The organism is Pseudonocardia sp. WMMC193 (genome assembly GCF_021728735.1).
Taxonomy (GTDB): Bacteria; Actinomycetota; Actinomycetes; order Mycobacteriales; family Pseudonocardiaceae; genus Pseudonocardia; species Pseudonocardia oroxyli.
In genome coordinates, this window is record NZ_JAKKDO010000003.1 from 1,503,683 (window position 1) to 1,518,749 (window position 15,067).

Sequence of the window (15,067 nt, forward strand, 5' to 3'; positions counted from 1 at the left end):
ACACGGTCCGGATCGCACCGGGGGTCTCCGAGCGCGATCTCCGAAACGCTACGGTTCGGCGCATGTTGGGCCTCCCCGCGGGCGCACGTGCCTGCCTGTTCGACCTCGACGGCGTCCTGACGGACACGGCGAGCGTGCACGCCACGGCGTGGAAGACGATGTTCGACGAGTACCTGGAGAAGCACGAGGGACCCGGGTACCGCCCGTTCGACGTGGCGAAGGACTACGGCCCGTACGTCGACGGCAAGCCCCGGCTGGAGGGCACCCGCAGCTTCTTCGCCTCGCGCGGCATCACGCTGCCGGAGGGCACGCCGGACGACTCCCCGGACACCGAGACGCTGTGGGGGCTCTCGACCCGCAAGAACGACCTGGTCCAGGTCGTGATCCGGGAGAAGGGCGTGGACGTCTACGCGGCCACCAAGCCCTATCTCGAGGCCGTGCGCGCGGCGGGGATGAAGACGGCGGTGGTGTCCTCCAGCGCGAACGCCGAGCAGGTGCTGCAGGTCGCGGGCCTGACCGACCTGATCGACCACCGGGTCGACGGGGTGACCGCGCGGGAGCGCGGCCTGCCCGGCAAGCCGCGGCCGGACACCTTCCTGCTGGCCGCGGAGGAGCTGGGGGTGGACCGCCAGGTGGCGGTCGTGTACGAGGACGCCCTGGCGGGCGTCGAGGCGGGTCGGGCGGGTGGGTTCGGCCGGGTGATCGGGGTCGACCGGCTCGGGCACGCCGACGCGCTGCGCGACCACGGCGCGGACGTCGTGGTCAAGGATCTCTCTGAGCTGTTGGAGGACGAGTGAAGCCGGACTCGGGCCGTACGTTCGCGGTCGAGCCCTGGGTCGTGCGGGAGCAGACCCTCGACATCGCCGCGATGGGCCAGACGGAGTCCGTCTTCGCGCTGTCGAACGGACACATCGGGCTGCGCGGGAACCTCGACGAGGGGGACCCGCACCACCTGCCCGGCACGTACCTGAACTCGTTCTACGAGGTCCGGCCGCTGCCGTACGCCGAGGGCGGCTACGGCTACCCGGAGTCGGGGCAGACGATCATCAACGTGACCAACGGCAAGCTCATCCGGCTGCTGGTCGACGACGAGCCGTTCGACCTGCGGTACGGCAAGCTCCGCCGCCACGAGCGGGTGCTGGACCTGCGGGCGGGCACGCTCACCCGCGAGGTCGAGTGGGAGTCCCCGGCCGGGCGCGTGGTGCGGGTGCGCAGCAAGCGCCTGGTCTCGATGACCCAGCGCGCCATCGCCGCGATCTGCTACGAGGTCGAGGTGCTCGACGAGCCCGCGCTGCTCGTCGTGCAGTCCGAGCTGGTCGCGAACGAGCAGCTGCCGACCCGCGGCGGCGACGACCCCCGGCTCGAGGCCGCGCTGACGAACGCGCTGCAGTCGGAGATGTTCCGCGCCGACGAGGCCGGGGCGACGCTGGTGCACAGCACCCGCAAGTCCGAGCTGCGGGTCGCCGCGGCCATGGACCACGAGGTCCACGGGCCGGAGGGGATCAAGATCACCTCGGACGCCACCGAGGACGCGGGCAGCACCACGATCATCGGCCGGGTCGAGCCGGGGCAGACGCTCAAGGTCGTGAAGTACCTGTCCTACGGCTGGTCCTCGCGGCGCAGCCTGCCCGCGGTCTACGACCAGGTCCGGGCCGCGTCCGCCGCCGCCCGGTACACCGGCTGGGACGGCCTGCTGCGCGAGCAGCAGGAGTACCTGGACGACTTCTGGGAGACCGCGGACGTCGAGATCGACGGGGACGCCGAGCTGCAGCAGGCCGTCCGGCTCGCGACCTTCCACGTGCTGCAGGCGGGCGCCCGCGCCGAGCGCCGCTGCATCTCGGCCAAGGGCCTCACCGCGGACGGCTACGACGGCCACACCTTCTGGGACACCGAGACCTTCTGCCTGCAGGTGCTGTCGTTCCTGGCCCCGGACGCCGCGGCGGACGCGCTGCGCTGGCGGCAGTCGATCCTGCCGTCGGCCTTCGAGCGGGCCGAGCAGCTGGGGCTCAAGGGCGCCGCGTTCCCGTGGCGCACGATCCGCGGCGAGGAGTGCTCCGGGTACTGGCCCGCCGGCACGGCGGCCTTCCACATCAACGCCGACATCGCGGACGCGGTGCGCCGGCACGTCGCGGCCACCGGGGACACCCAGTTCGAGCTGGAGGTGGGCCTGGAGATCCTGGTCGCCACCGCCCGGCTGTGGCGCTCGCTGGGCCACCACGACTCGGCGGGGGAGTTCCGGATCGACGGGGTGACCGGGCCGGACGAGTACTCCGCGATCGTGGACAACAACGTCTACACCAACCTCATGGCGCAGCTGAACCTGCGCTACGCCGCCGAGGTGGCCGCCAAGCACCCGCGCAGCGCGGCCAAGCTCGGGGTGAACAGCGAGGAGATGGCCTCCTGGCGGGACGCCGCGTCCTCGATGCGCATCCCGTTCGACGAGGAGCTGAAGGTCCACCCGCAGTCCGAGGGCTTCACCAAGCACAAGATCTGGGACTTCGAGCACACCCCGGCGGACACCTACCCGCTGCTGCTGCACTACCCCTACTTCGACCTGTACCGCAAGCAGGTGATCAAGCAGGCCGATCTCGTGCTCGCGATGCAGCTGCGGCCGGACGCCTTCACCGCCGAGCAGATGCGCCGCAACTTCGCCTACTACGAGGCGATCACCGTGCGGGACTCGTCGCTGTCGGCGTGCACGCAGTCGATGGTCGCCGCCCGCACCGGGCACCTCGACCTGGCGTACGACTACCTGGCCGAGGCCGCGCTGATCGACCTGAACAACCTGGCGGGCAACACCGACCACGGCATGCACATCGCGTCCATGGCGGGCACCTGGGTGTCGATCACCACCGGGCTGGGCGGCATGACGTGCGACGCCACCGGGCTGGCGTTCGCGCCCGTGCTGCCGTCGGCGTTGTCGCGGCTGTCCTTCGGGCTGCGGTGGCAGGGCAGGCACCTGCGGGTCACCGTCACGCAGGACGAGGTGGAGTACAAGCTGGTCAGTGGGCCGCCCATGCGGCTGCGCCACCACGGTGAGCCCGTCGCGCTGGCGGAGGAGCCCGAGATCCGGCCCATGCCCGCCCCGCCGACCGTGGACCCGGTGGAGCAGCCCTACGGCCGGGCCCCGCGCCAGCGCCAGCACACCGCCTGACCGCCGAGATGAACCTCAGGGCGATCCAGGCGGCCCCGGAATCGCCCTGAGGTTCATCTCGGCGGGATCGGGGGGTCTAGTCCTCGCTCAGCTGCTCGCGCAGGCGGGCGAGGGTGCGGGCGAGGAGCCGGGAGACGTGCATCTGGGAGATGCCGATCTCGTCCGCGATCTGGGTCTGCGTCTTGTTGCCGAAGAACCGCAGGACCAGGATCGTGCGCTCGCGGGCGGGGAGCTCGTCGAGCAGCGGCGCGAGGGTCTGGCGGTACTCGACCTTGTCCAGCTCGGCGTCCGCGCTGCCCAGGGTGTCCGACAGCGGCGCGTCGGCCCCCGACACCAGCTCGTCGAGCGAGGGGCCGCGGTAGGCCTGCTGGGCGTCGAGACCCTCCAGGACCTCCTCGGTCGGCATCCCCAGCCGCTCGGCGATCTCCGACGGCTTCGGGGCCCGGCCCAGCTCCTGGGACAGCGGCCCGACCGCAGAGGTGATGGCGGACTGCATCTCCTTGAGCCTGCGCGGCACCCGCATGGCCCAGGTCCGGTCCCGGAAGTGCCTGCGCACCTCGCCGGTGATCGTCGGGACGGCGTAGGACAGGAAGTCGACGCCCCGGTCCGGGCTGAACCGGTCCACCGCGTTGATCAGCCCGACGGTGCCCGCCTGCTCCAGGTCGTCGACGGGCTCGCCGCGGTTGGCGAAGCGGCGCGCGATGTGCCGCACGACCGGCAGGTGCCCGGTCACCAGCTCGTCGCGCAGGGCCTCCCGCTCGGCATGGCCCGCGGGCAGGGCGGCGAGCTTGTCGAATAGCGGAGCGAGGTGCGCGTACTCGGACGAGCCCCGGTCGGGGGCGGGCGCGGGTTCGCCTGCGGTCACGGGGTCGTCTACCCGGGGGCGCCGACCAGGAAACGCGGCGGCGGCGCTGGTAGGTTGGTCAGCCGCGCCGCACGCTGCGGTCCGCTCGCTCTCCCGTCCCGGAGGATCCCCCCACCGTGTCTGTCTCGGACCCTGCCTCGGATGGCGAGACGCCGCTCGCGCACGAGCGTGCGTACGTCGAGATGCTCTACGGCCGGTTGGACGACCGCCGCCGGGAGACCGCCCGCAGGCTGGACGAGGTGCTGCACGGCGAGACCGTCGGCACGCCGCAGGCCCTCACCGAGCGGGACGCGGCGGCCGCCATGTACACCGACCGGCTGGCCGCCCTGCGCGCCGCCGAGCACGGGCTGGCGTTCGGGCGGCTGGACGCGGAGTCCGGCGAGGTGCGCTACGTCGGCAGGCTGGGCCTGCTCGACGAGGAGAACGAGTACGAGCCGCTGCTGATGGACTGGCGCGCGCCCGCCGCGCAGCCCTTCTACACGGCGACCGCGGCCAGCCCCGAGGGCATGCGCCGCCGCAGGCACCTGCGCACCCGCGGGCGCACCGTCGTCGCGGTGGACGACGAGGTGCTGGACCTCACCGACGCGGCCGCCCGGACGTCCTCGTCCGGCCTGGCGGGTGAGGCCGCGCTCATGGCCGCGGTGAGCGAGGCGCGCACCGGCCGCATGGGCGACATCGTGGCCACGATCCAGGCCGAGCAGGACCGGATCATCCGGTCGAAGCCGTCGGGCGTGCTGGTGGTGCAGGGCGGCCCCGGTACGGGCAAGACGGCGGTCGCGCTGCACCGGGCGGCGTACCTGCTCTACACCCACCGCGACCGGCTGGCCCGCAGCGGCGTGCTGGTGATCGGCCCGAACCCCACGTTCCTGCGCTATATCGGACAGGTGCTGCCCTCCCTGGGGGAGACGGCCGTGGTCCTCGCCACGCCCGGGGAGCTGTACCCGGGCCTGCACGCGCGCAGGCCCGAGGACGCCCGGACGGCCGAGGTCAAGGGCCGGGTGGACATGGCCGCGGTGATCGCGGCGGCCGTGCGGGACCGCCAGCAGCTGCCGCGGCGGCCGATCGAGCTCGTCGTGGAGCAGCAGCCCGCGCGGATCGACCGGGACCTGGTCAACCAGGCCCGCTCGCGCGCCCGCCGCTCCCGCAAGCCGCACAACGAGGCCAAGCGGATCTTCCGCCGGGAGGCGTTGCAGCTGCTCGCCCAACAGGTCGCCCGCACGCTCGGCGGCCGCAACCTGCTCGGCAGGCTGGACGTCGAGGACATCCGCGAGGAGCTCGCCGAGGACGCGGCCGTGAACCGCGAGCTGGACCTGCTCTGGCCCACGCTGACCCCCGAGCAGCTGCTCACCGACCTGTTCGCGGACCGGCGCAGGCTCAACTCGATCGCCCGCCGGATCCCGGCGGAGGACCGCGCCCTGCTGGAGCGCCGCCCGCCCGAGGGCCCCGAGGAGCTGCGCTGGAGCGCCGCGGACGTCCCGCTGCTGGACGAGGCCGCCGAGCTGCTGGGTGACGACGGCTCGGCCGCCCGGGCCGCCGCCCAGGCCGCCCTGCGAGAGGAGGTCGAGTACGCCCAGGGGGTGCTCGACGTGCTGGACCTGGAGGAGGACCTCGACCCGGAGCTGCTGCGCGCCACCGACATCGTCGACGCCGACCGGCTCGCCGAGCGCATGCAGGTGCGCACGTACGAGTCCACGGCCGACCGCGCGGCCGCGGACCGGGAGTGGACCTACGGGCACGTGATCGTGGACGAGGCGCAGGAGCTGTCCGCGATGGCGTGGCGCACCGTGATGCGCCGCGTGCCGAGCCGCTCGATGACGGTCGTGGGGGACGTCGCGCAGACCGGGGACATCGGCGGCACCACGTCGTGGGGGGACGCGCTCGGTCCCTTCGTGCAGAACCGCTGGCGGCTCGAGCAGCTCACCGTCAACTACCGCACGCCCGCCGAGATCGCGGACGTGGCGGACGACGTGCTCGCCGCCATCGACCCGTCGCTGAGCCCGCCCAGCTCGGTCCGCAGCACCGGCGTCCCGCCGCGGGCGGTCCCGGTGGCGCCCGGGTCCCTGGAGGGGTCGGACGGCGTGCTCACCGGGATCGTCGACGAGGAGCGGGCCGCGGTGGGGGAGGGCCGCACCGCGGTGCTGGTCCCGTCCGCCCGCGCGGCGACCCTGCGCGGGGTGCTCCTCGGCCCGGACGCACCCGAGGACGACCTGGAGACCCCGGTCGTCGTGTTGCCGGTGGGGGCCTCGAAGGGTCTGGAGTTCGACTCCGTGGTGCTCGTGGAGCCCGCGGAGGTGCTCGCCGAGAGCCCGCGCGGCCTCAACGACCTCTACGTCGCGCTGACCCGCGCCACCCAGCGCCTCACGGTGGTCCACGCCGCCGACCTGCCCGAGCCGCTGAAGCGGTTGCGGCGCCACTGATGCTCACCGTCCGCGGCGCCGACCTCGTGTGGACGGGTTCGGCGGAGGTCCCGGGCGGGGCGGTGTCCTGCCGGGACGGGCTCGTCGTCGCGGACCCCGTGCCGGGACGGGTGCTGGACGCCTCGGGCTGCGTGGTCACCCCCGGCCTGGTCAACGCCCACCACCATCTCCTGCAGAGCGCGTTCCGGACCCTGCCCGGCACCCGCGGCGTCCCGATGCGGGAGTGGCTGCCCGCGATGGCGGCCGCCTACGCCGCCGTCGGGATCGACGCCGAGTCCGCACACGCCGCGGCGTCGGTGGGCCTGGCGGAGGCGCTGCTCTGCGGGGTCACGACGGTGGCCGACCACCAGCTCAACTGGCCGCCCGGCGACGGGGTCGCCGTGGCGTCGGCGGTGGCCCGGGCGGCGGGCGAGCTGGGTGCCCGGCTGGTGTTCGTGCGAGGCTCGGCGCGGGACGACCCGGAACAGGCCGCCGCCTCGGCCGAGGCGGTCGTGGGGGCCCTCGCCGGCACGGACGTGCAGGTCGCGGTGGGGCCCGCGGGCGTGCACAGCGACGCGCCGGAGACGTTCGCGCTGCTCGGCGAGGTCGCCGCGCGCCACGGGCTGCGCCGTCGCACCCAGGCGAACGAGCAGGTGGACGTCGAGATCGCCGCCGCGCGGTACGGGCGCCGCCCCCTCGACCTGCTCGACGAGTGGGGCTGGCTCGCCCCCGACGTCACCCTCGCGCACCTCTGCGGCATCACCGAGGCCGAGCTGACCCGGGTCGCGGACGCGGGGGTCTCAGCGACCCACGCACCGGGCTGCGACCTGCCGATGGGCTGGGGTGTGGCGCCCGCCGCCGCGCTCGCGGACGCCGGGGTGGCGGTCGGGCTCGGCACCTCCGGCGGGGGCAGCAACGACGCCGGGCACCTCCTCGCGGACGCCCGGCTGGCGATGCAGGTCGCCCCGCTCGTCGGGCGTCCGGTGGCGGCCCGCGAGGTGCTGACCTGGGCGACCGCCGGCTCCGCCGCCGGGCTCGGCCGGACCACCCCCGGCGCCTTCCCGATGCTCGGCCGCCTGGACCCGGGGTTCGCCGCCGACCTGGTCTGCTGGGACGTCACCGGGGTGGCGGACGCCGGCGTCGCCGACCCCCTGGCGGGCCTGCTGTGGGCCGCGCCCGGCCGCCGCCCCCGGCACGTCGTGGTGGGCGGGCGGGTGGTGGTCGAGGACTACGTGCTGGTCACCCGGCCCGAGCCGGAGATCGTGTTCGCGCTCGGCCGCCTGCTCCACCACCGTCGTGAGCGGCGATAGTCGCCAGGGCGACTATCGCCGCTCACGGGAGCACGTGGCATGTCCGCCAGGTGTCGGCCTCGCGGACGTAGCGGGTGCGGGCGGGTGGGGTGTCGGCGGTGCCCGCGCGCCAGAGGTCCAGCCTGCTCGGGACCAGGGCGAGGGTGGTCCAGCTGGGCGGGGCCGTCGCCGCGCCGGCGGCGTGGGCGGCGAAGCGCTCCTCGACCGCGCCGGCGGGCACCTCGTGGTCGGGGCCGTGCAGCTGCGGCAGCAGGTCGTCGTACACCCAGCCGACGAGCTGCAGCTGCCGCGGGCGGGTGCGGTAGGCGGCCTCGGTGACCTCGCGGGGGAGCTCGACCAGGCGCCCGGTCAGCACCGCCTGGCGGCCCAGCGCGGGCCAGTGGAACACCCCGGCGGCGCGGTCGTCCGCGGCGCGGTCGACCGTCTTGCCGGTGGGGGCCGAGGTGTGGAACCGGACCGACTCCGCGTCGACGGCGGTGACGACCACGGTGCGGGCGGAGGGTCCGGCGGGGCCCGCGGTCGCCAGCGTCATGGTCCAGCCGAGCTCGCGGGCGTCCTGCAGCCAGGAGGCGAGCACCTCCATGCCGCCGCCCGGTGGGAGGGCCTCAGGCATGTCCGGCTCCCCCCGACGAGTGCACGACCAGCACGATCGCCTGTTCCGCGCCGAGCTGCCGGTAGCGGTGTGGCGTCTCGCCCGGGTAGGCGAGCGTGTCCCGCTCCCCGAGCACCCGGGTAGCCCCGGGCTCGGCCGATGTGGCGCCCAGCTCCACCTCGATCGTGCCGCGCACCACGTACAGCGCCTCCCGACGGGCGTGGCTGAAGAACTCCTGGAAGTCCCGCGGCAGCCCCACGAACTCGGTGAGGTCCGGATCGTGGTGCAGCAGGCGGGCCCCGGGGCCCGCGCCGCCGGAGACCTCGACCGCTCCGTCGTCCCCGGCCTCGGCGAGCAGGGCCTGCTGGGTCGTGCCGAGCGCCTCGGCGATCCGGAACAGCGACCGCATCGACGGCCGGGTGCGGCCCAGCTCGAGCTGGGACAGGAACGGCTGGGACAGCCCGGACGCGGCGGCGACCTGGGCGAGGGTGCGGCCGAGCGCGCGGCGGCGGGAGCGGATGGCCTGGCCGAGTCGGACGTCGGCTGCCTTCTGGGGGTTTCGGATGGGCATCCTTCACACGTCCGGTAACGGGGGACATCGGGACGAAACACGAGGAGCCTAGCGTGCCCCGTGTTGTGACTCCATCAATATTTTGCAGGTCAGAGTGAGTGCGTCGGTCGGGGCGCCGTCGGCCGCCCCCTGCCTGGCGGGGGTCGAGGTCGCGGCGCTGCGCGGTGTGCGGCTGCCGGACGGGACCCTCGGCGAGGTGCGGTTCTCCGGCGGTTCCGTCGCGGCCACCCCGGGTCCGGGCCTGTCGCTGGACGCGTCCGGCTGGCGGGTGCTGCCCGCCGCCTGCGAGCCGCACGCCCACCTCGACAAGGCCCTCACCGCGCCGCGGATGGACCCGGGCGCGGGCAACGACCTGCCGACGGCGATCGCCCAGTGGCGCTCGATCCTGCCCGGGATCGACCGGGCGGACATCGAGTCCCGCGCACTGGCCGCCGTCGGCCGCTACCTCGCCAACGGCATCACCGCGATCCGCAGCCACGTCGACGTCCCGCTGGAGGGCGACCGCTTCCGCGGGGTGGACGCGCTGGTCGGGCTGCGGGAGCGCCTGCGCGGCACCGTCGACCTGCAGGTCTGCCTGCTCGCCGGCTCCGAGGCGGACGACGGGGTGGTGGCCGAGGCCGTGGCCCGCGGGGTGGACGTGGTCGGCGGCTGCCCGCACCTGGCGCCGGACCCGCGGCACGAGATCACCCGCATGCTGGACGTCGCGCAGGCCCACGACCTGCCCGTCGACCTGCACGCGGACGAGCAGACGGACGTCGGGCACGCGTTGGACCTGGAGGAGATGGCCCGCCAGGTGCTGGCCCGCGGCATGCGGCAGCGGGTCACCGCGAGCCACTGCGTGCGCCTCGGGATGCTCCCGCCGGACCGGCTCGCCCAGGTCCTGGACCTGACCGCGCGGGCCGGGATCGGCATCGTCACGCTCCCGATCACCAACCTCTACCTGCAGGGCCGCGGCATCCCGGGCAACCCGCGCGGGCTCGCCCCGCTGCCCGCGATCCTCGCGGCGGGCGTGCCGCTCGCCGCGGGCGCGGACAACCTGCGGGACCCGTTCAACCCGGCCGGTCGCGCCGATCCGTTCGAGACGACGTCCCTGCTGCAGACCGCCGGGCACCTGCGGGCGGGCGAGGCCCTGCACGCGGTCACCGGAGGCGCCCGCGCGGTGCTCGGCCTCCCGGCCGCGGGTGTCGGGCCGGGGGAGCGGGCGGACCTGCTCCTGGTCCCGGACACCGAGCCCGGGGACCTGCTCGCCGGCGCCCCCGAGGCCCGGATCGTGCTCGCGGGCGGACGCGTGGTCGCCGACTCCCGCGTCGCCCGGCAGGTCCACCTGTCCCCGTCCGAGCTCCCCGAGGTGGTCGCATGACCGGAACCCTGACGCTCGAGGGCGTCACCAAACAGTTCGACACCGGCACGGTGGCCGTGCGCGAGGTCAGCCTCGATCTGGCGCCGGGGGACTTCGTCACGGTCGTCGGGCCGTCGGGCTGCGGGAAGTCCACGCTGCTGCGGCTGGCGTCCGGCCTGGAGACGGTCACCCGGGGCACGGTGGCCGTCGAGGCCGCGTCGACGAGCTACGTCTTCCAGGACCCGACGCTGCTGGAGTGGCGCAGCGCGCTGCGCAACGTCGAGCTCGTCGGCGAGCTGCGCCGGGTGCCGCGCGAGGAGCGCCGCCGCCGGGCCCTGGAGGCGCTGGAGCTGGTGGGACTCACCGGGTTCGAGGCGCAGCACCCGCGCAAGCTCTCCGGCGGCATGCGGATGCGGGTCTCGCTCGCCCGCGCCCTGGTCGCCGACCCGGACCTCGCGCTGTTCGACGAGCCGTTCGGCGCGCTCGACGAGATCACCCGCCTGCAGATGCAGACCGAGCTGCAGAAGCTGTTCCAGCTGAAGGGCTTCGCGGGGCTGTTCATCACGCACTCGGTGTCCGAGGCGGTCTACCTCTCCACCCGGGTGGTCGTGATGAGCGGTCGTCCGGGCCGGATCGTCGCGGAGATCCCGGTGCCCTTCGCCTACCCGCGACCGCCCGAGCTGCGGTACGCACCCGAGTTCGCCGAGCTGACCGGCCGGGTCAGCGAAGCCCTGGGAGAGCACTCATGACCACCGTCGAGGCACTGACCACCGGGCTGCCGGTCGAGGCGCGGGCCGTGCCGGGGCGGCCCTGGTGGCGCACCGCACTCGCCCGGTCGCTGCCGATCCTCGCCGCGCTGGGCGGCATCGCGGTCCTCTGGTACGCCGTGACCTACCTCGTGCTGCCCGCGGACCAGCGCTTCCTGCTGCCCCCGCCGCACGAGGCCTACGGCAGCGCGCTGGGCAACGCCGCGCTGATGGGTCCGATGCTGGAGGCGCTGGGGCGCAGCGCGGTGGTGGCGCTGGTCGGCCTGGTGATCGCGGTGGTGCTCGGGATCGGCTACGCCACCGTGATGTCGCAGTCCGGGTGGGCCGAGCGGGTCCTCTACCCGTACGCGGTGATCCTGCAGACCATCCCGATCCTCGCCCTGGTGCCGCTGATCGGCATCTGGCTGGGGTACGCGTTCACCGCCCGGGTGGTCGTGTGCGTGATCATCGCGCTGTTCCCGATGATCTCCAACACCCTGTTCGGGCTGCAGTCCGCGAGCGCCGCCGCACACGACCTGCTCACCCTGAACAAGGCGAGCCGGTGGCAGCGGCTGGTCAAGCTGCAGTTCCCGGCCGCCGTCCCGTCGATCTTCACCGGGCTGCGGAACGCCGCGGGTCTGTCGGTGATCGGCGTGATCGTCGCGGACTTCTACTTCCAGCAGGGGGCGCCGGGCATCGGCGGCCTGCTGCGCACCTACACGCTGCGCCTGCAGATGGAGGCGCTGCTCACGGCGGTCACCCTCACCGCGCTGTTCGGGGTGGTCGTGTTCTCGATCTTCGCCGCGCTGGACAAGGCCGTGGTCGGCCGCTGGTACGGCGGGCACACCAGATGACTCTCGGAGGTCCCATGCTGCGCAGGACAGGTCTGCTCGTGATCACCGCCCTGGTGCTGGCGGGGTGCGGCGGCGGCACCCAGGCCGCCTCCTCGGGCCCCGCCGCGCCCGCCGCCCCCGCGGGCGGCCCGCTCGACCTCGCCGCCGCGGGCTGCCCGGCGAAGATCGTCTTCCAGCAGGACTGGCAGCCGGAGGCCGAGCACGGCGCGATGTACTCGGTCGTCGGCCCGGACCGCACCATCGACGCCGCGAACAAGTCGGTCACCGGCTCGCTCGTGGCGCAGGGGGTGGACACCGGGGTGGACGTCGAGGTGCGGCCGGGCGGGCCGAACGTCGGCTTCCAGCCGGTGCCCGCCCTGATGGCGCTGGACGACTCGATCACCCTCGGCGCGGTCAACACGGACGTCGCGCTCACCGCGACCGGGAACCAGGCCGTGGTCGCGGTGGCCTCCCAGCTCACGGTGTCGCCGCAGATCATCATGTGGGACCCGGCGAGCCACCCCGGCGCCACCACGATCCAGCAGGCCGCCGCGGGCGGCGCGCCCGTGGTGACCTCGGGTGACGTCCTGCCCGCGCTGCTCGCCGCCAAGGGCGTGATGGCCCCCTCCCAGTCGGACACCTCCTACGAGGGCACGCCCGCCCGGTTCGTCGCCGACCCGACGATCCTGCAGCAGGGCTTCGCCACGGCCGAGCCCTACATCTACGAGAACGAGATCCCGCAGTGGAACAAGCCGATCGCCTTCCAGAAGGCGGCGGACGTCGGCTACTCGATCTACCCCGAGCCGCTCGCGGTGCGCGCCGACAAGCTCGACGCGCTGCGTCCCTGCCTGCAGAAGCTCGTGCCGATCATGCAGCGGGCGCAGCTCGACTACCTGGCGAACCCCGGCCCCACGAACGACCTGATCGTCGAGCTGGTGAACGAGTACCAGACCGGCTGGACCTACTCGGCGGGCGTCGCGGCGTTCTCGGCCAAGGCCCAGCTCGAGCAGGGCTTCGTGACCAACGACCCGGCATCGGGTGTGTTCGGGCGGTTCGACCCGGCGCGGATGCAGGAGATCGTGAACACCTTCGTGCCGATCCTGCAGGCGCAGGGCTCGCTCCCCGGCCCCGCACCCACCCCGGAGTCGTTGTACACCAACGAGTTCATCGACCCGTCGATCTCGATGGGGACGTCGTGACCCTCGAGTCCGAGCTGGCGGACCTGGGCGTCGACGTCTCGACCGACCGTGAGCTGCTGCTGAAGGTCTCCTCGGACTGGTCGCGCATGTCGCCGGTGCTGCAGGACAAGCTGCCGCCCGGGCGGTACGTCGCGGACCTCGTGGTGCGGCCGACATCGGCGCAGCAGGTGGCGGACGTCCTGGCGGTGGCCTACCGGCACGACGTCCCGGTCACCCCGCGCGGCGCGGGGACCGGGAACTACGGCCAGGCCACGCCGTTCGACGGCGGGATCGTCCTGGACCTGCGCGGGCTCGACACGGTCGAGGTGACCGGCGAGACCGTGCGGGCCGGCGCGGGCGCCAAGCTCACCACCGTCGACGAGGTCGCCCGGGCGGCGGGCCGGGACGTCTGGATCTTCCCGAGCACCAAGGGGTCCACGGTCGGCGGGTTCGTCGGCGGCGGCTCGGCGGGCACGGGCACGATCGAGCACCGCACGACGTCGGACGGGTTCGTCGTGTCCGCCGTGGTCGCGCCGATGGACGGCAGCGGGTCCCTGTTCACGGTCTCCGGCGCGGAGCTGGAGCCCTTCGTGCACACCTACGGCGTGACCGGGGTGCTGGTCGAGGTGGAGATCCGCACGGACCCGGCGCGGGAGTGGGCTGCGGTGTACGGGTCCTTCGGCTCCTACGCCGATCTGGTCGCCGTGCACCGGACCCTGACCACCCTGTCGGTGGTGCCCCGGCTGGCGTCGGGGGACGAGCCCGCGCTGGTCCCGACGCTGCCGGTCGACCTCGACCCGGCGCGGTGGAGCCTGCGGGTGATCGCCGAGGCCTCCACGGTCGACGAGGTCACGGCGCGGATCCGGACGCACGGGGAGATGGTCCGGGTCGCCCGCGACTACGCCGAGACCGACGTGCTCTCCGGGATGTCCTACAACCACCCCGTCTACTTCCTGCAGCAGGCGGCGCCGCAGCCGCGGCTGTTCCACATCGAGAGCTCCGGGACCCCGCTCTGGGACGACCCGGACGCGGTGCGCGCCTGCTACCCGGGCCCGGTGCACCTGCACCTGGAGCTGTTCCAGCACGGGCCCGGCGCCATGATCGTCGCGAAGTACACCGGGGAGGCGGACCTGCTCGCCGGGATGGACCGGCTGGAGGCGATCGGGGTGGGCGTGCACTCGCCGCACCAGTGGTACGTGGACCGCAACGTCGAGCTCGCCCGCGAGACCGCGCGACGGACGGACCCGAAGGGGCTGCTCAACCCGGGCAAGCTGGTCGACGCGCCGCCGGTGGACTCGCGGGTCAACATCGGGGTGGTCCGATGAGGTTCACCGACCTGACCGGCCCGCAGGTGGCGGCGCTGCCCGCGGACACCGTCGCCGTCCTGCCGCTGGGGGCGATCGAGCAGCACGGCCCGCACCTGCCGGTCTCCACCGACCACGTGACCGCCACGGCCGCGGCGGAGGCCGCCGTCGCGGCCGCGACGACCGCGGGCGTGCCCTGCGTGCTGCTCCCCGGCCTGGCCTACACCAAGTCCGACGAGCACCACGCCTTCCCCGGCTCGCTGTGGCTGTCCTGGGACACCCTCATGCGCACCCTGGTCGACCTCGGCCGCTCGCTGGCCGCGTCCGGGATCACCCGGCTGCTGTTCGTCAACGGCCACGGCGGCAACTCGGCACTGGGACAGGTGGCGTGCCGGCAGCTGCGGCGCGAGTTCGGTCTGCGGACCTTCTTCGCGCACCTGTCGGTGCCCGCGGACCAGGGCGGGAGGTCCTCGGCGGAGTCCGAGTACGGGATGGGGATCCACGGCGGGCACGGCGAGACCTCGCTGATGCTGCACCTGCGCCCCGACCTCGTGCAGATGAACCTCGCCGTGCGGCGGGTGCCGGAGGGGCTGCGGGAGTTCTCCCTCATCGGGTTCGGCAAGCCGGTCTCGTTCGGCTGGCTGTCCGAGGACTTCGGCCCGGACGGGCACGTCGGCGACCCCACCGGTGCCACGGCCGAGCACGGGAAGGCGGTGTTCGAGGCGGGCGTCGGGCAGCTGGTCCGGGTGCTCGACGAGGCCCACCGGTTCCACACCTGA

Annotated in this window: 13 protein-coding genes; 10 read left to right on the forward strand and 3 right to left on the reverse strand. The window is 74.1% G+C overall.

Features of this window, described 5'->3' with window-relative positions:
• Positions 1–62: 62 nt before the first annotated feature.
• Together L3X23_RS08600 and L3X23_RS08605 are read left to right on the forward strand one after the other, a co-directional pair.
• Positions 63–797: a beta-phosphoglucomutase family hydrolase gene (locus L3X23_RS08600; protein ID WP_237191572.1), complete on the forward strand. Its 735-nt coding sequence runs from the start codon at positions 63–65 to the stop codon at positions 795–797.
• A complete protein-coding gene (locus tag L3X23_RS08605) occupies positions 794–3,154 on the forward strand; it encodes a glycoside hydrolase family 65 protein (protein WP_093074761.1) in 2,361 nt (786 codons plus the stop codon). Before L3X23_RS08600 ends, L3X23_RS08605 begins: the two co-directional genes overlap by 4 nt.
• Positions 3,155–3,230: 76 nt before the next feature.
• Here L3X23_RS08605 and L3X23_RS08610 read toward each other — a convergent pair whose 3' ends face one another.
• The gene (locus tag L3X23_RS08610; RefSeq protein ID WP_093074755.1) at positions 3,231–4,019 is read right to left on the reverse strand and encodes an RNA polymerase sigma factor SigF; all 789 of its coding nucleotides are present in this window, start codon (positions 4,017–4,019) and stop codon (positions 3,231–3,233) included.
• 116 nt (positions 4,020–4,135) lie between these two features.
• On the opposite strand from L3X23_RS08610, the gene L3X23_RS08615 reads away from it, so the two are divergent.
• Together L3X23_RS08615 and L3X23_RS08620 are read left to right on the forward strand one after the other, a co-directional pair.
• Positions 4,136–6,436 (forward strand): ATP-binding domain-containing protein, encoded by a 2,301-nt coding sequence (locus tag L3X23_RS08615; protein ID WP_374204825.1) that lies wholly within the window; start codon positions 4,136–4,138, stop codon positions 6,434–6,436.
• Positions 6,436–7,725 carry an amidohydrolase family protein gene (locus L3X23_RS08620; protein ID WP_237191573.1) on the forward strand — a complete coding sequence of 430 codons (1,290 nt, stop codon included), beginning with the start codon at positions 6,436–6,438 and terminating at the stop codon, positions 7,723–7,725. Before L3X23_RS08615 ends, L3X23_RS08620 begins: the two co-directional genes overlap by 1 nt.
• Before the next feature lie 22 nt (positions 7,726–7,747).
• On the opposite strand, the gene L3X23_RS08625 is transcribed toward L3X23_RS08620, so the two are convergent.
• Complete coding sequence (locus L3X23_RS08625) at positions 7,748–8,338, reverse strand: pyridoxamine 5'-phosphate oxidase family protein (protein WP_237191574.1); 591 nt, start codon at positions 8,336–8,338, stop codon at positions 7,748–7,750.
• Positions 8,331–8,888, reverse strand: coding sequence for a helix-turn-helix domain-containing protein (locus L3X23_RS08630; protein WP_237191575.1), 558 nt, complete (start codon positions 8,886–8,888; stop codon positions 8,331–8,333). Before L3X23_RS08630 ends, L3X23_RS08625 begins: the two co-directional genes overlap by 8 nt.
• Positions 8,889–8,982: 94 nt before the next feature.
• Between L3X23_RS08630 and L3X23_RS08635 the strand changes: the two genes are divergently transcribed.
• The 6 genes from L3X23_RS08635 to L3X23_RS08660 are packed head-to-tail and all read left to right on the forward strand — an operon-like array spanning position 8,983 to position 15,067.
• Complete coding sequence (locus L3X23_RS08635; RefSeq protein WP_237191576.1) at positions 8,983–10,248, forward strand: amidohydrolase family protein; 1,266 nt, start codon at positions 8,983–8,985, stop codon at positions 10,246–10,248.
• Complete coding sequence (locus tag L3X23_RS08640) at positions 10,245–10,976, forward strand: ABC transporter ATP-binding protein (protein WP_093074738.1); 732 nt, start codon at positions 10,245–10,247, stop codon at positions 10,974–10,976. Before L3X23_RS08635 ends, L3X23_RS08640 begins: the two co-directional genes overlap by 4 nt.
• On the forward strand, positions 10,973–11,827 hold the full coding sequence (locus L3X23_RS08645; protein ID WP_237191577.1) for an ABC transporter permease: 855 nt from the start codon (positions 10,973–10,975) through the stop codon (positions 11,825–11,827). The genes L3X23_RS08640 and L3X23_RS08645 overlap by 4 nt, the downstream gene beginning before the upstream one ends.
• A 14-nt stretch (positions 11,828–11,841) precedes the next feature.
• Complete coding sequence (locus tag L3X23_RS08650) at positions 11,842–13,005, forward strand: hypothetical protein (protein ID WP_093074730.1); 1,164 nt, start codon at positions 11,842–11,844, stop codon at positions 13,003–13,005.
• Complete coding sequence (locus L3X23_RS08655) at positions 13,002–14,309, forward strand: FAD-binding oxidoreductase (RefSeq protein ID WP_237191578.1); 1,308 nt, start codon at positions 13,002–13,004, stop codon at positions 14,307–14,309. The genes L3X23_RS08650 and L3X23_RS08655 overlap by 4 nt, the downstream gene beginning before the upstream one ends.
• Entirely contained in the window at positions 14,306–15,067 is a 762-nt protein-coding gene (locus L3X23_RS08660; RefSeq protein ID WP_237191579.1) for a creatininase family protein, read from the forward strand. The genes L3X23_RS08655 and L3X23_RS08660 overlap by 4 nt, the downstream gene beginning before the upstream one ends.

Coding starts and splice junctions, on each gene's coding strand:
- L3X23_RS08620 (WP_237191573.1), top strand. CDS start 6,436: ATGCTCACCGTCCGCGGCGCCGACCTCGTGTGGACGGGTTCGGCGGAG.
- L3X23_RS08640 (WP_093074738.1), top strand. CDS start 10,245: ATGACCGGAACCCTGACGCTCGAGGGCGTCACCAAACAGTTCGACACC.
- L3X23_RS08645 (WP_237191577.1), top strand. CDS start 10,973: ATGACCACCGTCGAGGCACTGACCACCGGGCTGCCGGTCGAGGCGCGG.
- L3X23_RS08650 (WP_093074730.1), top strand. CDS start 11,842: ATGCTGCGCAGGACAGGTCTGCTCGTGATCACCGCCCTGGTGCTGGCG.
- L3X23_RS08600 (WP_237191572.1), top strand. CDS start 63: ATGTTGGGCCTCCCCGCGGGCGCACGTGCCTGCCTGTTCGACCTCGAC.
- L3X23_RS08660 (WP_237191579.1), top strand. CDS start 14,306: ATGAGGTTCACCGACCTGACCGGCCCGCAGGTGGCGGCGCTGCCCGCG.
- L3X23_RS08630 (WP_237191575.1), bottom strand. CDS start 8,888: ATGCCCATCCGAAACCCCCAGAAGGCAGCCGACGTCCGACTCGGCCAG.
- L3X23_RS08625 (WP_237191574.1), bottom strand. CDS start 8,338: ATGCCTGAGGCCCTCCCACCGGGCGGCGGCATGGAGGTGCTCGCCTCC.